Annotated in this window: 19 protein-coding genes; 15 read left to right on the forward strand and 4 right to left on the reverse strand. The window is 40.7% G+C overall.

Features of this window, described 5'->3' with window-relative positions; all coding sequences use genetic code 11:
* The first annotated feature begins 45 nt into the window (after nucleotides 1–45).
* The 3 genes from MKX41_RS08510 to MKX41_RS08520 all read left to right on the forward strand — a co-directional run bounded on the left by MKX41_RS08510 (nucleotide 46) and on the right by MKX41_RS08520 (nucleotide 3138).
* Entirely contained in the window at nucleotides 46–1560 is a 1515-nt protein-coding gene (locus tag MKX41_RS08510) for an NAD-dependent epimerase/dehydratase family protein (RefSeq protein WP_340969591.1), read from the forward strand.
* Between the two features lie 177 nt (nucleotides 1561–1737).
* Nucleotides 1738–2586 (forward strand): sialate O-acetylesterase, encoded by an 849-nt coding sequence (locus MKX41_RS08515; protein WP_340969593.1) that lies wholly within the window; start codon nucleotides 1738–1740, stop codon nucleotides 2584–2586.
* Nucleotides 2587–2616: 30 nt separating this feature from the next.
* Nucleotides 2617–3138 (forward strand): PadR family transcriptional regulator, encoded by a 522-nt coding sequence (locus MKX41_RS08520; protein ID WP_339795797.1) that lies wholly within the window; start codon nucleotides 2617–2619, stop codon nucleotides 3136–3138.
* A gap of 27 nt (nucleotides 3139–3165) precedes the next feature.
* Here the strand turns inward: MKX41_RS08520 and MKX41_RS32290 are convergent, their stop codons facing one another.
* Together MKX41_RS32290 and MKX41_RS08525 are read right to left on the reverse strand one after the other, a co-directional pair.
* Complete coding sequence (locus MKX41_RS32290; protein ID WP_445671307.1) at nucleotides 3166–3486, reverse strand: YfjL-like protein; 321 nt, start codon at nucleotides 3484–3486, stop codon at nucleotides 3166–3168.
* A gap of 89 nt (nucleotides 3487–3575) precedes the next feature.
* Nucleotides 3576–4418: a copper amine oxidase N-terminal domain-containing protein gene (locus MKX41_RS08525; protein WP_340969595.1), complete on the reverse strand. Its 843-nt coding sequence runs from the start codon at nucleotides 4416–4418 to the stop codon at nucleotides 3576–3578.
* A 285-nt stretch (nucleotides 4419–4703) separates the two neighbouring features.
* On the opposite strand from MKX41_RS08525, the gene MKX41_RS08530 reads away from it, so the two are divergent.
* The 4 genes from MKX41_RS08530 (at nucleotide 4704) to MKX41_RS08545 (ending at nucleotide 9010) form a co-directional block, all read left to right on the forward strand.
* Nucleotides 4704–5387, forward strand: a complete 684-nt coding sequence (locus tag MKX41_RS08530; protein WP_340969597.1) for a MarR family winged helix-turn-helix transcriptional regulator — start codon at nucleotides 4704–4706, stop codon at nucleotides 5385–5387.
* 243 nt (nucleotides 5388–5630) lie between these two features.
* Nucleotides 5631–6983 (forward strand): MATE family efflux transporter, encoded by a 1353-nt coding sequence (locus tag MKX41_RS08535; protein ID WP_340969599.1) that lies wholly within the window; start codon nucleotides 5631–5633, stop codon nucleotides 6981–6983.
* Nucleotides 6984–7059: 76 nt separating this feature from the next.
* Nucleotides 7060–7938, forward strand: a complete 879-nt coding sequence (locus tag MKX41_RS08540) for a LysR family transcriptional regulator (RefSeq protein ID WP_340969601.1) — start codon at nucleotides 7060–7062, stop codon at nucleotides 7936–7938.
* Nucleotides 7939–8110: 172 nt separating this feature from the next.
* Entirely contained in the window at nucleotides 8111–9010 is a 900-nt protein-coding gene (locus MKX41_RS08545; protein WP_076283745.1) for an NAD-dependent epimerase/dehydratase family protein, read from the forward strand.
* Between the two features lie 138 nt (nucleotides 9011–9148).
* Here MKX41_RS08545 and MKX41_RS08550 read toward each other — a convergent pair whose 3' ends face one another.
* Entirely contained in the window at nucleotides 9149–10126 is a 978-nt protein-coding gene (locus MKX41_RS08550) for a biotin--[acetyl-CoA-carboxylase] ligase (protein WP_076283744.1), read from the reverse strand.
* Nucleotides 10127–10373: 247 nt separating this feature from the next.
* Between MKX41_RS08550 and MKX41_RS08555 the strand changes: the two genes are divergently transcribed.
* From MKX41_RS08555 to treR, 8 genes are all read left to right on the forward strand, one after another.
* Nucleotides 10374–10925 carry a biotin transporter BioY gene (locus MKX41_RS08555; protein ID WP_076283743.1) on the forward strand — a complete coding sequence of 184 codons (552 nt, stop codon included), beginning with the start codon at nucleotides 10374–10376 and terminating at the stop codon, nucleotides 10923–10925.
* A 120-nt stretch (nucleotides 10926–11045) separates the two neighbouring features.
* Nucleotides 11046–12479, forward strand: a complete 1434-nt coding sequence (locus MKX41_RS08560; RefSeq protein ID WP_340969607.1) for a helix-turn-helix domain-containing protein — start codon at nucleotides 11046–11048, stop codon at nucleotides 12477–12479.
* A 161-nt stretch (nucleotides 12480–12640) separates the two neighbouring features.
* Complete coding sequence (deoD, locus tag MKX41_RS08565; RefSeq protein WP_042188402.1) at nucleotides 12641–13348, forward strand: purine-nucleoside phosphorylase; 708 nt, start codon at nucleotides 12641–12643, stop codon at nucleotides 13346–13348.
* Nucleotides 13349–13351: 3 nt separating this feature from the next.
* A complete protein-coding gene (locus tag MKX41_RS08570; RefSeq protein WP_262495603.1) occupies nucleotides 13352–14698 on the forward strand; it encodes a purine/pyrimidine permease in 1347 nt (448 codons plus the stop codon).
* A 15-nt stretch (nucleotides 14699–14713) separates the two neighbouring features.
* Nucleotides 14714–15895 carry a NupC/NupG family nucleoside CNT transporter gene (locus tag MKX41_RS08575; protein WP_042188403.1) on the forward strand — a complete coding sequence of 394 codons (1182 nt, stop codon included), beginning with the start codon at nucleotides 14714–14716 and terminating at the stop codon, nucleotides 15893–15895.
* Between the two features lie 310 nt (nucleotides 15896–16205).
* Nucleotides 16206–17909, forward strand: a complete 1704-nt coding sequence (gene treC, locus MKX41_RS08580) for an alpha,alpha-phosphotrehalase (protein ID WP_340969614.1) — start codon at nucleotides 16206–16208, stop codon at nucleotides 17907–17909.
* A gap of 50 nt (nucleotides 17910–17959) precedes the next feature.
* On the forward strand, nucleotides 17960–19930 hold the full coding sequence (treP, locus tag MKX41_RS08585; RefSeq protein WP_340969617.1) for a PTS system trehalose-specific EIIBC component: 1971 nt from the start codon (nucleotides 17960–17962) through the stop codon (nucleotides 19928–19930).
* A 161-nt stretch (nucleotides 19931–20091) separates the two neighbouring features.
* Nucleotides 20092–20811, forward strand: a complete 720-nt coding sequence (gene treR / locus MKX41_RS08590) for a trehalose operon repressor (protein ID WP_042188406.1) — start codon at nucleotides 20092–20094, stop codon at nucleotides 20809–20811.
* A gap of 100 nt (nucleotides 20812–20911) precedes the next feature.
* Here treR and MKX41_RS08595 read toward each other — a convergent pair whose 3' ends face one another.
* Nucleotides 20912–21646, reverse strand: coding sequence for an IclR family transcriptional regulator (locus tag MKX41_RS08595; RefSeq protein ID WP_340969620.1), 735 nt, complete (start codon nucleotides 21644–21646; stop codon nucleotides 20912–20914).
* Nucleotides 21647–21791 lie beyond the last annotated feature (145 nt).

A 21791-nucleotide genomic window follows, 5' to 3' on the forward strand; every position in this document is an offset into this window, starting at 1 on the left:
GGAGACGAATGACTTGTCAATAATCTTATAATGCAGGTGAAGAATATGGTAAAGAAAAAACGAGTCATGATAACAGGTGCAGCGGGCAATATGGGTGGCGAAACATTGAAATTTCTTAGAAACGATTTAGCGAAATGCGAGCTGTTACTCTTTGATTTAGACAATTCAACCAGCCGCCAAAAGCTGAAAGAATATGAGAGACTAAGTGGCGTTAAAGTAGTCTATGGCGATCTACTAGACTGCGACCTTGTCTATGAATGTGTGAAAGATGCCGACATTGTGCTCCATATAGCAGCCTTTGTATCTCCTGCTGCAGATGAGTTTCCCGAACGAACGATGCAGATTAATTATGGTTCAGCGAAGAACATCGTCGATTCCATCAAGAAAAGCGATCGTGCCCATGTAACGCGTTTCGTAAATATCGGTACAATTGCGGAAACGGGTGACCGTATGCCGCCAATCCATTGGGGACGTGTGGGCGACCCTCTCAAACCAAGTGTTTATGACTACTATGCCGTTTCGAAAATTGCCGCCGAGCGTATGGTAATTGAATCAGGACTAAGCTATTGGGTGAGCCTCCGCCAAACAGGTATTATGGGGCCAGCGATGAGCAAGATAGAAGACCCTATTATGTTCCATAACTGTCTAGAAAATGTGCTTGAATACGTATCAGATCGGGATTCAGGACGTTTAATGCGAAACCTTTGCATCTCGGATATAGACGGAGAACTAAATGAAGGATTTTGGCAACATATTTACAACATTGGCGGGGGCGAGAGCTGTCGAGTCAGCACGCTTGAGATGTATCAGGTGCTTTATGGTAAGTTAGGTTTAACAAATCTTGATTATGTGATAGATCCTAAATGGTATGCAACACGGAATTTTCACGGACAATATTATCTGGACTCTGATAAGCTGGAGGACTATTTTCACTTTCGCCGAGATTCAATAGATTATTTCTATCAAAGCTACCTCGATAATCTAGGCGCACTTGTGCCTGTTGTGAAAGTCATCACTAAATTGCCCGGAGGTCAAAAATTGATGGGTGCGATGATTAAGCGGACGATGAAAAAGCAAGCAGTAAAAGAGCGAGGAACGATACGTTTTATCGAGGAAAATGACATTGAGAAAATAGACGCTTATTGGGGCAGCAAGAACAACTGGGAGGCGATTCCTACAAAGGTATCTGAAATGAAGAAATTCGCGGATTGGGATAAAGTCATCAAACTTGACCACGGGTATGATGAGAATAAGCCAACATCGCAATTAAATCTTGAAGATATCAAGGGTGCTGCGAAATTTCGTGGTGGTGAATGTCTTTCAACAGATATGGAAACGGGGAATTGGACAGGCAAACTTGATTTCAAATGTGCGTTCGACCATACCTTTACGGCTAGCCCCAAGCTTATGCTAGAAGGTGGACATTTCTGCCCGCAGTGTGAGCTCGAAAGCTGGAATTACAAAGAACGTGCGAAGCGTGAACCGTTCTTTGCTCAGGTTTGGAACCCTATTCAAAGTAAGGCAGACGGACGCGAGTATATGAAATCGTATCAGAATTAGATGGTATTACCTCACTTCTGATATGTTAATACTTCATACAAAGGTTGATCTTTTTGAAGATCAGCTTTTTTGATTTCATAAAGAGGGAGAGAATAAAAGCGTATTTGTTGACAAATAGTCTAATTAGACTAATAATATAAACAGTCTAATTAGACTATTGAAGAGAGGATGAGAATAATGATCAAATCATTTCTAATGATTGGACAGTCAAATATGGCTGGACGAGGATTTATACATGAAGTACCCCCAATTAATAACGAGAGAATCCAAATGCTACGTAATGGCAGATGGCAAATGATGGCTGAACCTATTAATTATGACCGTCCTGTTTCTGGAATAAGTCTGGCAGGATCATTTACGGATGCATGGTGTCGTGAAAATGAAGAAGACATCATTGGCTTAATTCCTTGTGCTGAGGGTGGGAGCACCATTGATGAATGGGCTGTAGATGGGGCACTTTTTAAACATGCATTGCAAGAAACTAAATTTGCTATGCAAAATAGTGAATTATCGGGGATTTTATGGCATCAAGGAGAAAGTGATAGTAGTAATGGCAGCTACAAAGTCTATTATCAGAAATTACTTTTAATGGTTACGGCGCTTAGAAAAGAGTTAGATGCTCCAAATATTCCATTTATAATTGGTGGCTTAGGGGATTTTTTAGGCAAAGAAGGATTTGGGAAACATTGCACTGAATACGAGTTGATGAATCAAGAGTTACAAAAATTTGCTTTTGAACAAGATGATTGTTACTTTGTTACAGCTTCAGGTTTAACTTCTAATCCGGATGGTATTCATATCGATGCAATATCTCAAAGAAAATTTGGGTTACGATATTTTGAAGCTTTTATTAATAAGCAGCATGTACTTGAGCCGCTAATTAATGAACAGGAGTTGTTAAGTCTCCATAATGCAAGAACTCACACTAAAGCGGAAAAAATGTATATATTGAGTATGGATTTTGCTTTGGGAAAAATATCATTTAACGAATTTCAAGCCAAGTTCATACAAATCAACAATGATTAAACCTAGTTGCATTTTGACGGAGGCGTTGAGTTGATAATATTACTAATTTTAGGATTATTAAAACAAAATCCAGGGGCTCACGGTTATGAATTGTTATCCTTAATGGAAGAAAAACACTATAAATATATAGTGAATTTCACCAAAGGGTCCTTTTATTATAATCTTGGGCAATTAGTAGAGAAAAAGTATATTGTAAAAGTTGACCAAAGAGACAGCACCAGAGAGACACATAATTATAACATCACGGAATTAGGGGAAAAAGAGTTTGAAAAGTTGATGTTCAAATATGGGTCTAAGACAGACTATATAAACCTATCTTTTTATGTAGCAATGTTATTTTCAGATGAATATAAAAAAGAAGAGCTAACTAAATTAATAGAAATACAAATCGAACAAACTAAACATAAGATTTCTTTAATACAGCTATCTCTTGAGAACGATGAAAATATCACTGCTTATTTTAAAAAAATGTTAGAAAATTCACTTTCCCACCATATAGTAAATGTTCAATGGTTTGAAGGTTTGCTTGAAGATATAAAAAAAGAAAACTGATCACAGCTCAACGGTTATTCTAGTAACCTATTTGAACATACGTTTTTCTAGTTCATATAGATAAAGATCATGAATTTCTTTGTTTTCAATATCTTGACCTACAAAAAAAACTAAAGTTGGGTCACTCGCGGGATATGCATAAGTAAGGTATGTTCGGTGCATAAAATCATAGTCCATCTTTTTTAACTTGAAGTCAATTTGATACTTATCTTCTAAATAGACTTCGAATTGTTTTTTATGGGCTATGGACTTCCATGGTAATCCGAAGAATAAAAAGTATATTCCTATAAGGAATATCAAAAAAATTATTAGAATGAGCGATTTTTTACTTAGAATAGGGTGTTTCATATATTAATAACCCTCCTTGTAAAATAAGACAAAAGCGAGCCTCTAAAATCACTTTTAGGCTCGTTTTGCGTTTCGTGAATTGTATTTACTTATTTTAGAATCCTGCCCACTACTAGAATATATTTTAAATAGTCGCCATAATTGCCTGCTGTAAACTCCGTTTTCTGCTGAAATACTTGATCTTTTGTGAGGGCTGGACGAGGACGTAGTTGTTCTGTTGTTGGGTTAAGATCAGCTTCCATTTGAAAGGTATTATTAAATATAACCAAAACATGTAGATCTTCTTTACCTTTAGGCATAGAAATTCCACTAATATTTTTTGCGCTTAAATTGATATTTCCCTGTTGAAGCTTATTTTCACTTAGTTCACTCAGCGTCAAATCAAAAGTGGTTGGTAAAATTCCGTTCTGATTAGCAATTCTATCAGGAGGAATGTCCGATTCCTTAATAGACTTTACCATATTAAATCCGTTGATCGCTTCATCTTCCAAGTGCAAAATACCCGTTTGGCTATCGTGAGTTCCCCTTAAATTCATATTATCCAACAGTACACGAATAGGTAACATAAAAGATTGTTTGTATACTACTGGAACAGTATCCATTGTTTTCACTACACCATCTACTATTATCTTATTCGAATTCTCTGTTAAAATAATTTTCTTACCATTCTTTTCAATTATTGCTTGTTTTAATTCGGCATTATACGACACTGAAGCTCCTAGTAGTTCACTTACTGCACGAAGGGGAACTATTAATCTTTGTTTGCTATCAATATAAGGTTGCTTTGGATAAGTGTAGAGAATATTGTACTCATTGATTTGCAATAGAACAGGGGAGTTTATTGTAGTAGACGCTGCAAAAGATGGATACGAAGGACCAAATAATAGGGTACTCGCTAAAGTAACAGCTAAACTGAGCTTTAGTAATTTCAATCAAGTCACCTCCAGATATTTTTTAAATAAACCCGAATAAGTGTTACTGTCATAAACACCAATTATAATATCGTGCAAGCGAACTTACAGTAAGTATATGATAAAAAATGTAATAAGGATGTAAGTAATTTTGCCCGCTACATTGTTGCGGTAACAATCAACAACATACTAACGGTACCTGTAAAAAATATTTTGACATATCTAACAGGTACCGTTATAATAAAAACCAACAGGTACCGTCACAAAGATTAACAGGTACCATACAAACTTTATGGAGGATCCAATATGGACATGAATACTGAATTATATGAAAAACTCGCGAAACTGCAATGGCTGCTGCAACGACAACACTTAAAAACACATGCTGCTGTTGGCCCTATGGCCGACACATCCCGCGGGCAAGGCAGGATACTGGCATTTCTCCGGATGAAAGATGGTATCAGCACCAAAGATTTATCCTATATGCTGGACATCCGTGTATCATCCCTCAATGAATTGCTTGCAAAATTGGAAAAAGCCGAATATATCACCCGTAAGCCATCAGAAACAGACAAACGCATCATGTTGATTTACTTAACCCAAAAAGGACAAGAGGAAGAGGGGCAAGAGATAGACAACGTCAACATATTTTCTAGCCTATCTTCAGAAGAGCAGGTTGCTTTCGGGGATTACTTAACCCGCGTAATTATGGCTTTAGAAGAAGAGCTTGGAACGGACGGAGAACGTGATGTAATGGCTATGTGGATGGAGGCTGCAAAGGAGCGTATGGGAACAGAGGAATTCGAAAAACTAATGGCCATGCGTGGACAAATGCAAAAAATGTGGGGGAATTCTAGGGACGAACGCTTTAGCGGAAGGTTCCCTGGCTTTGGCGGGGAAGGGCATCGTGACATGCGCGGATTCGGCTGGCCTTCCAGAGATGGAAGGAATTCGTCACCAGACCAGTCACATGATCCGGACGATAAGTAAGCAGAGTCTTTTCGTCAAACAGTAGCAGTGGCGAGCCTTTTACAAAAGAAAGATGAACGGCAAAGGCGGCGCAATGACGTACTTTCTTGGAAACTGAAGAACAGTTAAATTTCGCACACCAACCCCGTAAAGTCGATGTTACGGTACGGGGTTGTTTGTTGCTGCGTCATGGTTCATATTCTATAAATAGTTAGAACTCTAAGTAATTTGAATACCAAATAGATGAAGAAAGTGGTGACCCACATGGATGCAGAAAACCTTCATTACTTTGAAAAAGCACCCATCTCAAAAGCCGTAGCTCACTTCGGTATACCGATGATGTTAGGCATGTCAATGAGTGTCATATATTCCATCTTGAATGCCTATTTCCTTGGCACACTGGGCAATACGGCTATGTTAACCGCACTTGCACTAACCTTGCCGTTATTCGCGATCATTATGGCGCTAGGAAACTTGATTGGCATGGGCAGTGGTACATTCATCTCCCGCTTGCTAGGGGAGAAAAAATATGATGATGTTAAGCATGTATCTTCATTCGCTTTTTACAGCAGTTTAGTTATCGGTCTTATCGTGATGGCTGTTGGCCTCCCGTTGATTGATCCAATTGTTCATGGTCTGGGAGCGACGCCCGACTCCTTCGGATTTACAAAGGACTATGTAACGATTATGCTTATTGGCTCACCATTCGTTGTATTATGCTTCACATTGGAGAATATCGTGCGCTCGGAAGGTTCAGCAATCACATCGATGATTGGGATGATTCTAAGTGTTGTCGTGAATATTATTCTCGATGCGCTAGTTATCTTCGTCTTCCATTGGGACGTGATTGGCGTTGCGACTGCTACGGTCATCTCTAACTTGGTTGCGAGCGCATTCTACGCCTACCATTTGGGTTATAAAAGCCAATTCTTAACTGTCTCTTTTAAATGGTTCAAAGCTACCAAGGATATACTGAGCAATGTATTCAAAATCGGAGTTCCCGTCTTTATAATGAGCATCTTCTTGGGTGTAATGTCACTCATATTGAACCATTTTCTAGTCGAATATGGAGATCAAGCCATAGCGGGGTTCGGAATTTCATCCCGTTTATTGCAATTACCTGAGTGTATTCTGATGGGTTTATGCGAGGGAGTCGTGCCGCTCATTGCCTTCTCTTTTTCAGCGAATAAATTACGCATGAAGCATACCATCGGATTCACGATCAAAGCGATAATAGCTTTAGCTGTCGTGTTCGGCGTTATCGTCTATCTGATTTCCGACCACTTAATTGGCTTATTTACGAATGACCCGCAATTAATTGAAATGGGCAGCTACATTCTGCATGTGACATTCTTATCCTTGTTCATTACAGGAATGACTTCGTTGTTTACCGGGATCTTCCAAGCTACAGCGCAAGGAACTGCTGCATTTATAATGTCAATTATTCAAGGAGTTACTCTGATTCCTGTGTTGTATATAGCCAATCGAATGAATGGTTTTCATGGTGTGGTCTGGTCGCTCGTCATTTCGGATGCCGTTGCGTTCCTTGTTGGTGCCATCATGCTGTATGTTCTGCGGAACAAGATGCAGCCGGATTTAGATGCTTTACCGCAGTAGAATACAGCGTCTTAAGTTGATATATTAAGTTCATCTTCTAATATAAATTTTACAGTATAAAGGTGGAGCCTAGAGTATGGTTGATTTTGAATGGTATAGAAGCTTTTGCACAATATATAAGTATCAATCGATTTCTGAAGCCGCAAAAACCCGCATGATGACGCAGCCAGCCATGAGTCAGCACTTAGCCGCCTTGGAGGCGGAGGTGGGAGAAACTTTATTTATTCGGTCGACTAGAAAAATCACTCCAACAGAGCGGGGAAAGGAGTTATATTCCCAGCTCGCTCCACTTATAGAGTCATTAGAGAATACGACAATGAGCTTTAAATCCGCTTCTTTGCCTACGCTGAGTGTAATCAAGCTGGGAGCGGCGCATGAGTTTTTTAGTGAAAAAATACTGCCACAACTTACTGATTTTAATACTTGCACCATTTCGCATTTTGGAACCTCCGAGCAATTGCTAGAGCTCCTGAAGGAAGACAAGCTAGACATTCTCATTATGTCAAAAAGGTTCCAAACTCCCGGTATCGAGTATTTGAAATTAATGGATGAAGAGTTTGTTATAGTAGCTCCAAGCAATTATGAAATCCTTGAATTTGATAATCTGAAGCTTGAAGAGCAATGGCTCTCTGAACAGAAATGGATCAGCTATGGCTTGGAATTGCCGATAATAAGAAGAATTTGGAGAGAACATTTTAAGAAACGTCCTGAAATTAGACCTATTCATATCATTCCTAATTTACACATGATCCTGAAGGCAGTTGAGCTCGGGGTGGGCTTGAGTGTCATACCTACATACCTCTTGCGAAACTCGTTAAAAGAAGGCAAATCAAAAGTTGTTTTTAAGCATTTAAAAGTAAAAAACGAGTTATATATCGCTTATCAGTTAAAGAATAAGCATTTGCCTCTGATTCATGAGATCATATCTATCCTAAGAGAAAAGAAGATGGATTAGCTAGTATTATTTATAAAATTATTTATTAATAAGTGGCTATTTCATAATTTGTTTTATTTATGTTTTGGAGCTTACAATAAAGAAGCAGCAAAATTAATAAATAATTGAGACTGGCACTACACTTTGTCGAATGGACAAGCATCAACAGCATAGATGAGGAGGAAATATTATTATGAAAGTGTTTATCACAGGAGCTTCAGGCTATATCGGCGGGTCGGTGGCTAAAGGTTTACTTGATGCCGGGCATACTGTCTTCGGTCTGGTTCGCAATCCCGATAAGGTGGAAGCATTAAGGGATATTGGTATAGAGCCTATACTCGGCACGTTGGAAGATACGGATACGCTAACGAAATATGCTAAGCTCAGCGACGCAGTAATTCACACAGCCGATTCTGATCATTTGCTGGCAGTTGAAACTTTTATAGCTGCTCTACGTGGAAGTGGAAAGCCATTTTTGCATACATCGGGTTCAAGTGTGGTTGGAGATGATGCCCGTGGCGAAACGGCGAGCGAACAAATTTTTGACGAGGAAACACCATTTGTACCTATGGATATTAGGGAAAACCGCGTAGCGATAAACAACCTCGTACGCAAGGCTGGAATTGAGGATTGGGTGAGAAGCATCGTGATAGTCCCATCTATGATTTATGGTGATGCACTAGCGTTGCCTGTGGAAAGCGATCAATTGCCGCAGATTATTCGCAAGTCGAGAGAGCTGCAGGCAGGCGTTCACGTAGGTAAAGGCGTAAATCGCTGGTCTAATGTCCACATCAAAGATTTGGTACAACTGTATGTATTGGCACTTGAAAAAGCACCGTCTGCATCGTATTTCTTTGCCGAAAATGGGGAGGAATCTTATGGGGACATCGCCAAATCTGTCAGCGAGGCGTTAGGCTTTGGGGGCAAGACCATAAGCTGGCCCGCAGACGAAGCGATAGCAGAACTTGGAGACTGGGCGCGTTTTGCTATCGCCTCGAACAGCCGTGTGCGTGCCACCCATGCAAGAAATCTACTTGCTTGGGCTCCGAAGGAAGAGTCGCTGCTTAGCTGGATAAAAAATAATTTGCAATAATAAACCACTGAAAAATGATTCCTCCATGTTTAAATTTGACGATTACCACGAATAACATATACGCAAAAGAAGCCGCCTACAAGGTGGCTTCTTTTGCGAAAAACGTCATAAGCTAGCCTATCTTAAAAAGAACAATAGCTAAATTTTAACACTGACTTCTCCATTTGAAAGATATTCCTCGTCACCATTTTCATATCTGACTTTCAGATGGCAATCGTTATCGATATCAATGGCTGTTGCCTTAAGCTGTTCATTATTCTTTATCACTGTTACGGGTTTTCCAAGTGAAATTAACCGTTTTCTATATTCGGTAAGAAACAATCTGTCCGTTAATTGCTCATAATATCTCATGAAATTGTTCAGTACTTCTGCTACCAGTCGGTTGCGGAGATCACCATAAGAATTGTTTTCAGAAATTACAGTTGTTGCAATCTCGGTAAGGTCGTTAGGAAAGCCGTCGAACGGTAGCGCTACATTGATACCAATACCAAGAACGGCATAATCAAGCCAGCCGTTTTCCAGTGACACGGATGCTTCAGTAAGAATCCCACACACCTTTTTACCTTCCATGAAGACATCATTCACCCATTTAATCTGCGTTTCTTTACCGGATACGCTCTCGATGGAAAGGGCGACTGCAACAGCGGCGCAAGTGGTCAGCAGAGCGGAATCTGTTGCTGATAGCTTGGGACGCAGCAGGATACTCATATAGATACCCGTTCCCGGTGGAGAAAAGAATTTTCGGCCCATTCTCCCGCGTCCAGCGGTCTGTTCTTCGGAAAGGATCACCTTACCCTCAGCTTCTCCATTTGAGGCAAGGCTTTTTACGGCTTCATTCGTTGAAGATAGTGTCTTAAAGACTTCTAAACGTAACTTTTGCTCCTGGGTATCCAGATATTTTGAAATTGCACTTGCAGATAGGATATCTGTTTGAGGTGACATGGAATATCCTTTATTAGTTACAGCTTGTATGGAATATCCGTCTGTCTGTAACGATTTTATGGCTTTCCAGACAGCGCTGCGCGTCACGGATAACTGAACGGCTATTTCTTCGCCGGAAAAGTATTCACCCTTATTACTGTCGAGCAAGGCAAGAATATGTTCTTTTACTGTCATGAACTTAAACCTCCAAAAGTATAACTCTCCGACCAAAACCCATTGAATATAATAACATCCAACGATTGCGACTGAATACTCTAATTCTATATAACAATTGGAAAAACTCAAGCTTGGTATTTCATTCTATTGTGAACTATAAATTAATTTTTGGTTTACAATCATGAATATCTCCATTATAATTCAGCTTACTGGACGTATTTACTAACCAGAATACAATTATTTATATCCAATGGAGGTCAATTTTTTGAAGACAAAAGAACTTATTTATGCTGCATTATTCGCAGCACTTATCGCGGTGCTGGGCATGATTCCACCCATCCCCCTCGGCTTCATCCCCGTTCCGATCACTGCCCAGACGCTTGGCGTCATGTTAGCTGGATGTTTTCTGGGGAAACGGATGGGCGCCCTCAGTCTAGTCATTTTCATCATTCTAGTAGCCATTGGACTGCCTGTACTGACTGGTGGCCGCGGCGGAATCGCAGTGCTCATTGGTCCTTCTGCAGGATACATATTTAGCTTCCCTATCGCGGCCGGCCTTATCGGCTGGTATTCTGAAAAAATCTGGCCGAAGGTCCGAACTTGGAAGCTGATAGCGATCAACATAATCTTTGGTGTATTACTAGTGAGTCTGATTGGTGCACCAGTCATGGCATTAATAACCAATACGTCGATCTGGGCTGGACTTGTCGGAGCGTTAGCCTTTCTTCCGGGGGACATCATCAAAGCCGTTATAGCAGCCGTCATAACGATGCAGCTGAAAGCAATTAGCCCTATTGAAGAAAAAACACAAATATAAAGTGATGTGAAACTCGGGTAAATGAAACCCGGGTTTTTTTATTGAAAAATAATATGGTTATAGATGTGAATTTGTTTATACTATAAAAATTAAAATGAAATTGAAATAGGGTGGATAACAATGGATAAGGGATTTAATTTAGCTAGCCAACTATTAACGCTGCTTGATACGGAACAAAGATGGTTTACCTTAGCCGAAGTGGAAAAAAGTTTAGGGATCTCAGATAAGACAATACGGAAGATGGTGGAGGAAATCAGCAAGCAACTACCCTCTACTGTAACCATTGAAGTTTTTAGAGGTAAGGGAATCGTTCTTCTACGTGATGGGCAAAGTACGATAAGTGAAGTGATTTCTTCTATGTTCAGACAAACCATTTTTTATCGGCTGATGCATTTATTGTTTACGAATGCTGGTCAAATGTCTGTGGAGGAGCTTTCTGAAGCCATGTTTATGAGTACCTCGTCTTTGAAGAAGCTGATTGTAGAATTAAATAATAATGATCTAAAAGCGTATAAGTTACGCATTAGTTACTCTACACCTGTGATCAAAGGGAATGAAATGAATATTCGATATTTTTATTGGAATTTATATTGTGATGCGTATGAGTTTACAGGATGGCCCTTTGCGAATATCGATTTTGCTTATATAAATCAGTTGATCACAAATATAGAGATTGAGAATAACATTGTATATTTTATCAATTCCAAAAGGAAATTGTCCTTTTTGTTGGCAATTGTAATAGAAAGAGCTGGGAAAGGAAATTGTGTAACCATCGACGAAAATGCATACCCCTGGGAAAAGGGAATGTTTTATATACCAGTGAGAGCCATAGCAGAGCGTCTTGAAGAAAAGCTGTCCATCGAATTTCCAAAGAGTGAAATATTCTTTATGCAATCCATGGTTAGTCTCAGCCAATATCATTATTATGAAGGGTCAGAGATCACTCCGATTAAAGAAGTCGAATTACACAAGAATAAAGAAGAATATCAAATGGGGAATCTGCTTCTAATGTTGTTGGCAAAGGTATACCCGAACTTGGATATGCATGAACGATTTATCTTGGAGATTTACGGGTTCTTTGACAAGTTATTAATCGAAAATGCCATTCCGGAATGGATGATGATTTCGAAAAGTCATTTAACAACATATGTAGAGCAGGAGTGCCAGCAGATTTATCAAGAAATGCAAACCTGTATGCAAACGTGGAATAAAACTTACCCTTCCGTTCTCTTCAATAATTTTCATTTAACAAAACTAACCTTAATTGTCCGCTCGAGTTTACGTTATAAGAGTAAGAGGGCTTTCTTAGTGATCGGGGAGGAATTTTCAATTCGTCATTACATAGCAGATTTGATAAAGAAGGAAATAGGGGATCAGTTGATCCTTAATACCTCCATTATGAAAGGGCTAACCGACGAGATCATGCAGCAAAATAATATTGATCTTGTCATTAGTAATATCCCGGTTGCACTAAAGACCGTGCCTGTTGTTATTATTTCTACGATCCCTTCTAAAAGAGATTTGGACAATATCCGTAAAGAATTGCTTTTATAATTTGACCAATTATTTTCCGTTACCTACGTAAGTTTTTGGTCTAGTTTGTAATGTTAAAAAACCTTATGCTCAATCTAGTTTCGAAACTGATTTTACTTGAGGCCAAGTGGAAAGCGATTTCGGTAAACCTCAGTTTACTATTAAAAGTTGGAGGAAGAACTATGAGTAGGCATTTAGGTGCAAATAAGGGAGAAATAGCAGAGCGCGTTTTGCTCCCAGGAGATCCTTTACGTGCAAAATTTGTAGCAGAACACTTTTTAGAGGGGGCTAATTGTTATAACGAAGTAAGAGGGATGTATGGATACACTGGATTATACAAGGGTGTACCGGTGTCGGTTCAGGGGACAGGGATGGGAAATCCATCGATGAGTATCTATGCTACAGAATTGATCGTCGATTATGAAGTTAAGAAATTGATTCGCATTGGTACATGTGGTGCGATGCAAAGTGAAATTAATATCCGCGATATTATAATAGCCCAAGCGGTGTCTTCAGACAGTAATATGACGGAGAAGATCTTTCATGGTTGTAATTTTGCACCTACAGCAGATTTTTCATTGTTAATGAAAGCGTATCAACAAGCACAAGCTAAAAATGCAAATGTTTTTGTTGGTAACATTTATAATTCTGATGAATTTTATCGTGAAAATTTAGATCGACTTCACAAGTTTATGGATTTTGGTGTATTAGCAGTAGAAATGGAAAGTACAGCCCTATACACTTTAGCCGCTAAATATGGTGTAAAAGCGTTATCGATTTTAACAGTCGGCAGTCAATTGCTAAGACAGGAACACCTGACTCATAAAGAAAGTGAACAATCTTTTTATGAAATGGTCGAAATAGCCCTTAACACAGTCATTGATGGCTGATTTATGGATAAGAGCAGTGTTGTTAGAAAAGAGAGTGAGAAAGAAATGAAGGTAATACTGTCAGGATTGCAGTGGATGATTTTTATGATCGCTGGTGCAATTGCTGCACCCATTGCTATCGCAGATTTATATAACTTAACACCCATAGAGACTTCCGGGCTTATCCAGAGCACAATGATTACTTTAGGGATAGCTGGATTTTTACAAGGCCTGATGGGTCATAAATTCCCTATCCATGAAGGTCCGGCAGGGTTATGGTGGAGCATTTTTACGATTTACGCAAGTTTAGTGGGGGGGCTTTATTCTTCTAACAATGGTGCTTTACAAGCTTTAAGTGGGGCAATGATCATTAGCGGTGTGTTATTTATCCTAATTTCAGCATTTAAGCTAATGGATAAAATCGCTCGTCTATTTACTCCCACCATCACTTTTATTTATTTACTTTTATTGATCTTTCAATTAAGTGGATCTTTTATGAAAGGGATGATGGGGATTACCATAGCCCACACCACGTTAGATGTTAAAGTATTCATCCTTAGTGTGATTGTGGTTTGCATTACCTTTTGGTTAGGAAAAAGTCGCTTTGTAGTACTCAGCCAGTTTTCAATAATTTTCAGTATATTGATAGGCTGCCTATTATTTATTATCTGCGGTAATATACCAGTGTTTTCTCATGCGGATACTCTATTTAAGCTACCGAAAATATTCCCATTTGGCAGACCTCAATTCGATGCAGGGACAATCACTACTGCATTTTTATTAACGCTGTTATTAATAACCAATGCAGTTGCATCGATCCGTTTGATGGAGACCGTTATGAAACAAAAGCAAGTGGATCACCGTCGTTATTTGCGCGCCGGGTTTACTTCTGGAATTACGCATCTTATTAGTGGCGGTTTAGGAGCGGTCGGTTCTGTCCCTATCTCGGGAGCGGCGGGATATGTTGAACAAACAGGGATGAAGGAGCGCAGATCATTTTTAATTGGATGTTGCTTTGTGATCTCAATATCCTTATTTCCGCCAATGATGAATGTTATATCAGCGATTCCAGCTCCCATAGGCTATTCCGTTACCTTCGTCATTTTTGTGAAGATGGTCGGATTAGCGCTAAAGGAATTGAAGAAGGTCATTCATGAAGAACGAACATTTATCGTTAGTGGAATTTCCCTTTTAGTGGGTGTGGGTTTAATGTTTATCCCTTCATCAGCTACGGCCCATTTATCTCCGATCGTGATAGCCATTTTAAATAATGGATTAATATGCGGAAGTCTGTTGGCGATTATTTTGGAACAAGGGTTAATGTGGAAAGATGCATTTCGATATGAGGATTCCAAGAAAATTAACCGATAATTTGGAGGGCTAAAAATGCATTATCTAATTTCTATTGCTGGTTTGGTTATTGTTCTTTTACTGGCATGGCTAGGAAGTAACAATAAGAAAAAGATTAAATATCGACCAATCATTGTAATGATTGCTATTCAGATCGGTTTGGGATTAATTATACTAAAAACAAGTATAGGTGAATTCTTAATTAAAGGGTTTGCCGATAGTTTTGCAAAATTACTTGGATACGCCAATGAAGGGACTGACTTTGTTTTTGGTGGGATTGCAAATGAAGGGGCCCATACATTTTTCCTTTATGTTTTGATGCCAATTGTTTTTATGTCGGCATTAATTGGGATATTGCAGCATTACAAAATTCTCCCGTTCATTATCAAGTATATTGGTTTGGTACTAAGTAAAATAAATGGCATGGGCAAATTGGAGTCTTATAATGCAGTTGCAGCCGCAATTGTAGGACAAAATGAAGTGTTTATTTCGGTGAAAAACCAGCTTGGATTATTACCAAAACATCGCTTGTATACATTATGTGCGTCTGCAATGTCGACGGTATCCATGTCAATTGTTGGTTCATATATGACGATGCTAGAACCTCGGTATGTAGTAGCTGCATTGATATTGAACCTATTTGGCGGATTTATCATTTCATCCATCATTAATCCGTATGAAGTTACACCTGAAGAAGATATTGTTGAAGTTCAGGTAGAAGAAAAACAAACGTTTTTTGAAATGCTGGGCGAATATATTATGGATGGCTTTAAAGTAGCCATAGTAGTTGGTGTAATGTTGGTTGGTTTCGTTGGGATCATTGCATTAATTAACGGGGTCTTCAGCGGAGTATTCGGTATCTCGTTTCAAGGAATTTTAGGGTATGTCTTTGCACCCATTGCCTTTCTTATCGGTGTCCCATGGCATGAAGCTGTTGATGCAGGCAGTATCATGGCGACAAAGCTTGTTGCGAATGAATTCGTTGCTATGCTTGACTTTGTTAAAATCCAAGATGGTTTAAGTGGGCGTACTACAGCCATTGTCTCGGTTTTTCTAATCTCATTTGCTAACTTTGGGTCCATTGGTACCATTGTGGGTGCAGTGAAAGGCTTAAATGAAAAACAAGGGAATATTGTGGCTCGATTTGGATTAAAACTGTTATTTGGCGCCACACTTGTAAGCGTTTTATCCGCTCTGATCATCGGTATCATTTTTTAGTTAAACTTAGCGGATTTTCGTCATCGTTATGAATTCTGCACAAGACATCTTTGTATATAAAAAGCCGCTTTCTTAGCGGCTTTTTTTGTTGTGATTATAGAACAATTATTAAGATAGGAAATAGGAATAAGAATAATTGATTATCAAATGGGTTAATTAAAGAAGAACCGCCAGTTTTTACTCTTTTTCCGAGTCAGATAGCAAAAGTATTGACAACCTGTATATACAGGTTTAAACTGTGTGAAGTGTTTGAACTTGTATATACAGGTTTAATGTTTGACATAAAGTAATTCTTTTGGAGGTGTTCAACTTGAGTCAGTCCCAGTATTCGGAGTGGTGGCGCCGGTCCACGGTGTATCAGGTGTACCCGAAGAGCTTTAAGGACACTACAGGCAACGGAACAGGAGATATTAAAGGACTTATTGAAAAATTAGATTATTTGCAGAAGCTTGGAATTGATATTGTCTGGTTACAGCCGGTCTATGTCTCGCCACAACATGATAACGGTTACGATGTTGCAGATTATGAAAATATCAATCCGGATTTTGGTACGATGGAGGATTTCGACGAGTTAGTACAGGAACTGCACAGACGTGAAATGAAGCTAATGATCGATATCGTGGTTAACCATACTTCAACAGAACATGAGTGGTTCAAACAGTCCATTTCAAGCAGGAACAATCCCTATCGTGATTACTACATCTGGAAGGACCCCGCTCCGGACGGTGGCTTACCCAACAATTGGCAGTCGAAGTTCGGAGGTCCTGCCTGGCAGTTTGATGAAGCTTCGGGACAATATTATCTTACTCTCTTCGATAAAACCCAGGCGGATCTGAATTGGGAGAACGAGAAGGTACGTAGAGCAGTGAATGATATGATGCTATTCTGGGCTAAAAAGGGTGTCGACGGCTTCCGCATGGATGTAATTAATTTAATCTCCAAGGATCAACGCTTCCCTAACGATGACGGGAGTGTTCCACCGGGGGATGGACGCAAGTTCTATACTGACGGTCCACGGGTTCATGAATACATCAAAGCGATGTACGAAGAGGTATTTGGTCCGTATGAGATGGTGACGATCGGAGAGATGTCCTCAACTACATTGGAGCATTGCATCCGATACTCGAGTCCTAAAGAGCGGGAATTTTCCATGACTTTCAATTTTCATCATTTAAAAGTCGATTATCCGAATGGACAGAAGTGGGAGCTAATGCCCTATGATTTTGAGGCGATGAAAAGCTTGTTCACAGAGTGGCAGACCGGAATGCAGAAAGGTCAGGGCTGGAACGCATTATTTTTTAACAATCACGATCAACCGCGTGCCCTCTCCAGATTCACTGATGATAAGGTCTACCGTGTAGAGAGTGCCAAGCTGCTTGCAACAACTCTGCATGGCCTTCAGGGAACACCTTATGTGTATCAGGGGGAAGAAATCGGGATGCCAAATCCGGTATGGAAGAGCATCGATGAGTTCCGTGACATTGAGTCACTGAATATGTACCGTATTTTGTGTGAACAGGGGAAAAGCCCTAAGACTGCCCTGAGTATTCTTCAGGAACGTTCACGGGACAATTCCCGTACGCCGATGCAGTGGGATGACAGCCGAAATGCCGGATTCACCACAGGTACTCCATGGCTGAAAGTTGATGAGCGGTATTCGGACATCAATGTGCAGAAGGAGCTAGCCAATCCCTATTCCATCTTCCATCATTACCGCAAGCTGATTGCGCTACGCAAGGATTATGGGATATTCATTGAAGGTGTATTCAAGAGACTCGATGATGGTCATCCTGAAGTGTTCGCTTACGCCAGAACAGGTGATGGAGAGGCGCTTGTAGTGGTCTCGAACTTCAGCAGTAAAGAGATTACCTTCCGCTTTGAAGATAGTCACTGGGCAGAGTTATCATCAAGTGGTAAAGACGAGCTTCTGATTGGAAATACAACAGAAACACCTGCATTAACACAAGAGCTTCAGCTTAGTCCTTATGCTTCCTACATGTGGTTAATCCGCTAACGAGGTGTACTTGAGAAGGAGAACAAATCAATTATGTAAGGAGTGAAAATATGGCTATAGACCGCAAAAATGTTGAGGATATTGTACGGGCAGTTGGGGGCAAGGAGAATATAGAGGTTGCGACACATTGTGTAACCCGGCTGAGATTCTCGCTGTATGATGAGAGCAAGGTGGATTCGGAAGCCTTGGACCGCAACGAACTAGTAAAGGGACAATTTTCTAGCCAAGGGCAGTTTCAGATCGTTATCGGACCGGGAACTGTAGATAAAGTATACGATGAAATGATTCAGATCACTGGCGGTTCTCGTTCTTCCAAAGATGAAGTGAAATCCGCTGCTGCCCGAAAACAGAATCCGCTGCAGCGTGCGATCAAGACGCTGGCTGATATATTTATTCCTATTCTTCCAGCTATCGTAACCGCAGGTTTGCTGCTTGGGATCAATAATATTTTGACCGGGCCTGGTATCTTCTTTGATAATCAGTCGCTGGTGGATGTCTATCCCGCATGGAAAGACATTGCTGCGATTATTAATACGATTGCCAGCACAGCTTTTACCTTTTTACCAGCACTTATCGGTTGGGCAGCTGTTACACGTTTCGGCGGCAGTCCTCTGCTCGGGATCGTTTTGGGTCTCATTCTCGTGCACCCAGATCTATTAAGTGCCTATAACTATGCAAGTGCTTCCACTGAGGGTACTGTTCCAACCTGGAATTTGTTCGGCTGGCATTTGGAGAAGATCGGTTATCAGGGACAAGTATTGCCAGTGCTGGTTTCGGCCTATATTCTGGCAAGGCTGGAGAAGTTCCTCAACCGCCGGGTGCATGACTCCATTAAACTGCTGGTTGTTGCGCCAGTGACTCTACTGATTACCGGTTTTCTGGCCTTCACCGTTATCGGTCCGGTTACGTTTGGCATTGCCAATGCCATCACCTCCGGCCTGATCTTTGTATTTGATCATTTTGCGCTTCTTGGTGGCTTGATTTACGGCGGATTCTATGCGCTTCTAGTCATCACTGGTATGCATCATACCTTCTTGGCGGTTGATGTGCAGCTCATCGGCAGCGAGGGCGGCACTTTCCTCTGGCCGATGTTAGCATTATCCAATATTGCACAAGGTGCCGCGGCACTTGCAATGATGTTCGTAGTCAGAGAACAGAAGGCAAAAGGCTTAGCAGCTACATCTTCCGTCTCTGCATTCCTCGGCGTGACGGAGCCGGCGATCTTCGGAGTGAATATCCGCTATCGTTATCCTTTCATCTTCGGGATGATCGGCTCAGGGATTGCCGGTATGCTTCTTACCGTTAATCAGGTTCGCGCTTCTTCCATTGGCGTAGGCGGGATTCCCGGCTTCCTTTCGATATTCCCGAACCAGTGGGGCGTGTTCTTCATTGGCATGCTTATTGTTCTCATAGTGCCATTTGTCGCTACTGTACTCTACGGCCGATCTGTGGTGGGGCGTTCCGAAAAGAACACAGCTACAAAGGCTACTACTACTGTGAGCGAGACAGACAATTTGAACAGCCGCCCTATAGTTCAAGAGTCACAGGACTCCGTGAATATTCTGGAGCTTATCTCTCCGCTCAGTGGAACTGCAGTATCTCTAGAACAGGTGCCTGATCCTGCCTTTGCCGAGAAGCAGATGGGTGAAGGCATTGCAATCGAACCTTCTGAGGGTAAAGTATATGCACCCTTTGATGCTACAGTAGCTCATGTGATCAAGAGCAAACATGCGCTTATATTGGAGCATGCCAGTGGTGTACAAGTACTCATCCACGTTGGGATTAATACGGTGTCGCTTAAAGGCAGTGGTTTTACCACCCATAAGAATATTGGCGACAAGGTGCAGGCAGGCGAGCTTCTGCTAGAATTTGATATGGAAGCTATCCGCGCAGCAGGTTACCCTTTGATTACTCCTATCATCATTCCTGCAGGTCAGGATATGGTGGAGAAGATTGAGGAGAAGACTGGACCAGCTGCAGCTAGACAATCTAGCATCTTGACTATTCATCTCAAGGGTTGATACAGGCTAGATTGGCAAAGACTTTATATTACAGAAAGACAGCCCCTGGGGGCTGTTTTCTGTAATATAAGAATTCATATGTTCCACGCTATAAATTTCCCTCCAATTGAATCGATGCTTCCATAGGCATGACGTGATACAATAAAGGGCGGTGATCAAAATTGAGAGAAAATAAATATTTGCAAATTTATAATGAGTACAGCAACCAAATTCTTTCTGGACAACTGCTGCCGGGAACCAAACTGCCCTCTGAAAGTGAACTTGCTGAAGCTTACAGCACTTCACGAGAGACCGTTCGCAAAGCGCTGAACCTGCTGTTCCGTGAAGGATACATTCACAAAATTAAGGGCAGAGGCTCCTTTGTGCTTGATATGACGAGAATGGATTTCCCCGTTACCGGTCTGATTTCATTTAAAGAGATGGCCGATACATTGGGTACTGCCTCGCGGACACTGGTAGAGCGGACGATAAGTGAGCCGGCAGGCTCCGCGCTCGCCAGACACCTACAGATTCCGCCTGAAACCCTGGTTTGGAAAGTTATTCGTGCCAGAGAGATTGAAGGCGATCGGATCATTTTGGATAAGGATTATTTCCGGGCGGATATTGTTCCATTCCTAAGCGAGGAAATCGCGGAAGGCTCACTCTATGATTATCTGGAGCAGGAGTTGGGTCTTAAAATTAGTTATGCGAAGAAGCTGATATCCGTTGAGCCTTCTACTGAGGAGGATCATAGACTGCTTGATTTGAAGAGTTACACGCATATTGTAGTAGTACGAAACTATGTTTATTTGGAGAACACGGTGCTTTTCCAATATACCGAGTCCAGGCATCGACTGGATAAATTTCAGTTCGTGGATTTTGCTCGAAGAGTGAAACGTTAAGCTAAGCTTAAAGAGGGGTGTCCCAGTTTGGGATACGCCTTTTTTTCGCGTCAGATGGTGTTATTGGTGTGAATTATTGAAATTTGAATAGTTGAGCGTGTCAAAGTTGACTGGAAATCTGTGCACTGCATTCCTTCAATATTTTACTTACCGCACGGTCTCTCTTTCGGTTCAATCGTGCAGCAGGGCCGGATATAGCCAATGCAGCGATCACTTTACTATTATAAAATATAGGTGCAGCAACGCAGCGTAAACCCACTTCTGTTTCTTCATCATCAATGGCGTATCCTTGTTGACGGATTACATTAAGATGCTCTTTTAATAAATGGTTGTCGTCAAAAGTATGCTTTGTTGCTTTGTACTGGGTAAGATGTGTAAGCATTTCTTTTAGTTGTTCATTACTTAGATGCGCCAGGATTACTTTTCCAAAGGCACTAAGATGGGCATAAGCAGAATCACCTACGTGTGTATGGCTACGGATGGCATGATTGCTCTCCACCACTTGTACTGTCATGACTTTCATACCATCTAAAATCCCAATATATGCGGTTTCGCCAAGTTCATTCGCTAATTGATGCAGGGATGGAACAACTAACCAATTAAGTCGAGTGTTAGCAGATGATGAATGGTGCCCCTTTAATTCAGAAGCTTTGTACGTGTGACCTTCTTTTTGAATAAAACCTGTCAATTCCAGCGTATAAAGCAGACGAAAAGTTGTTGACTTATTAAGGTTAAATCGGTGCATAATCTCAGTCAATCTCATGGGTTCACCTTGCTGCAGAGCGTCTAGAATGAGTAGACCTTTTTTTAGGGTTGCAACCTCATATTGATCCATTGATTCACCTCAAAACTATAGTTGAATTATTGGCATACAAATAAAAACATTTAATTCCATTTTAGCTTATATAAAGTAACATTATACTGGTTAGTTCTTTCGCCAGAGAACCTCAACGCATTTCAATGAATTAGTCTGTTCTACA

This window comes from Paenibacillus sp. FSL R5-0475 (genome assembly GCF_038004585.1).
GTDB lineage: Bacteria > Bacillota > Bacilli > Paenibacillales > Paenibacillaceae > Paenibacillus_AQ.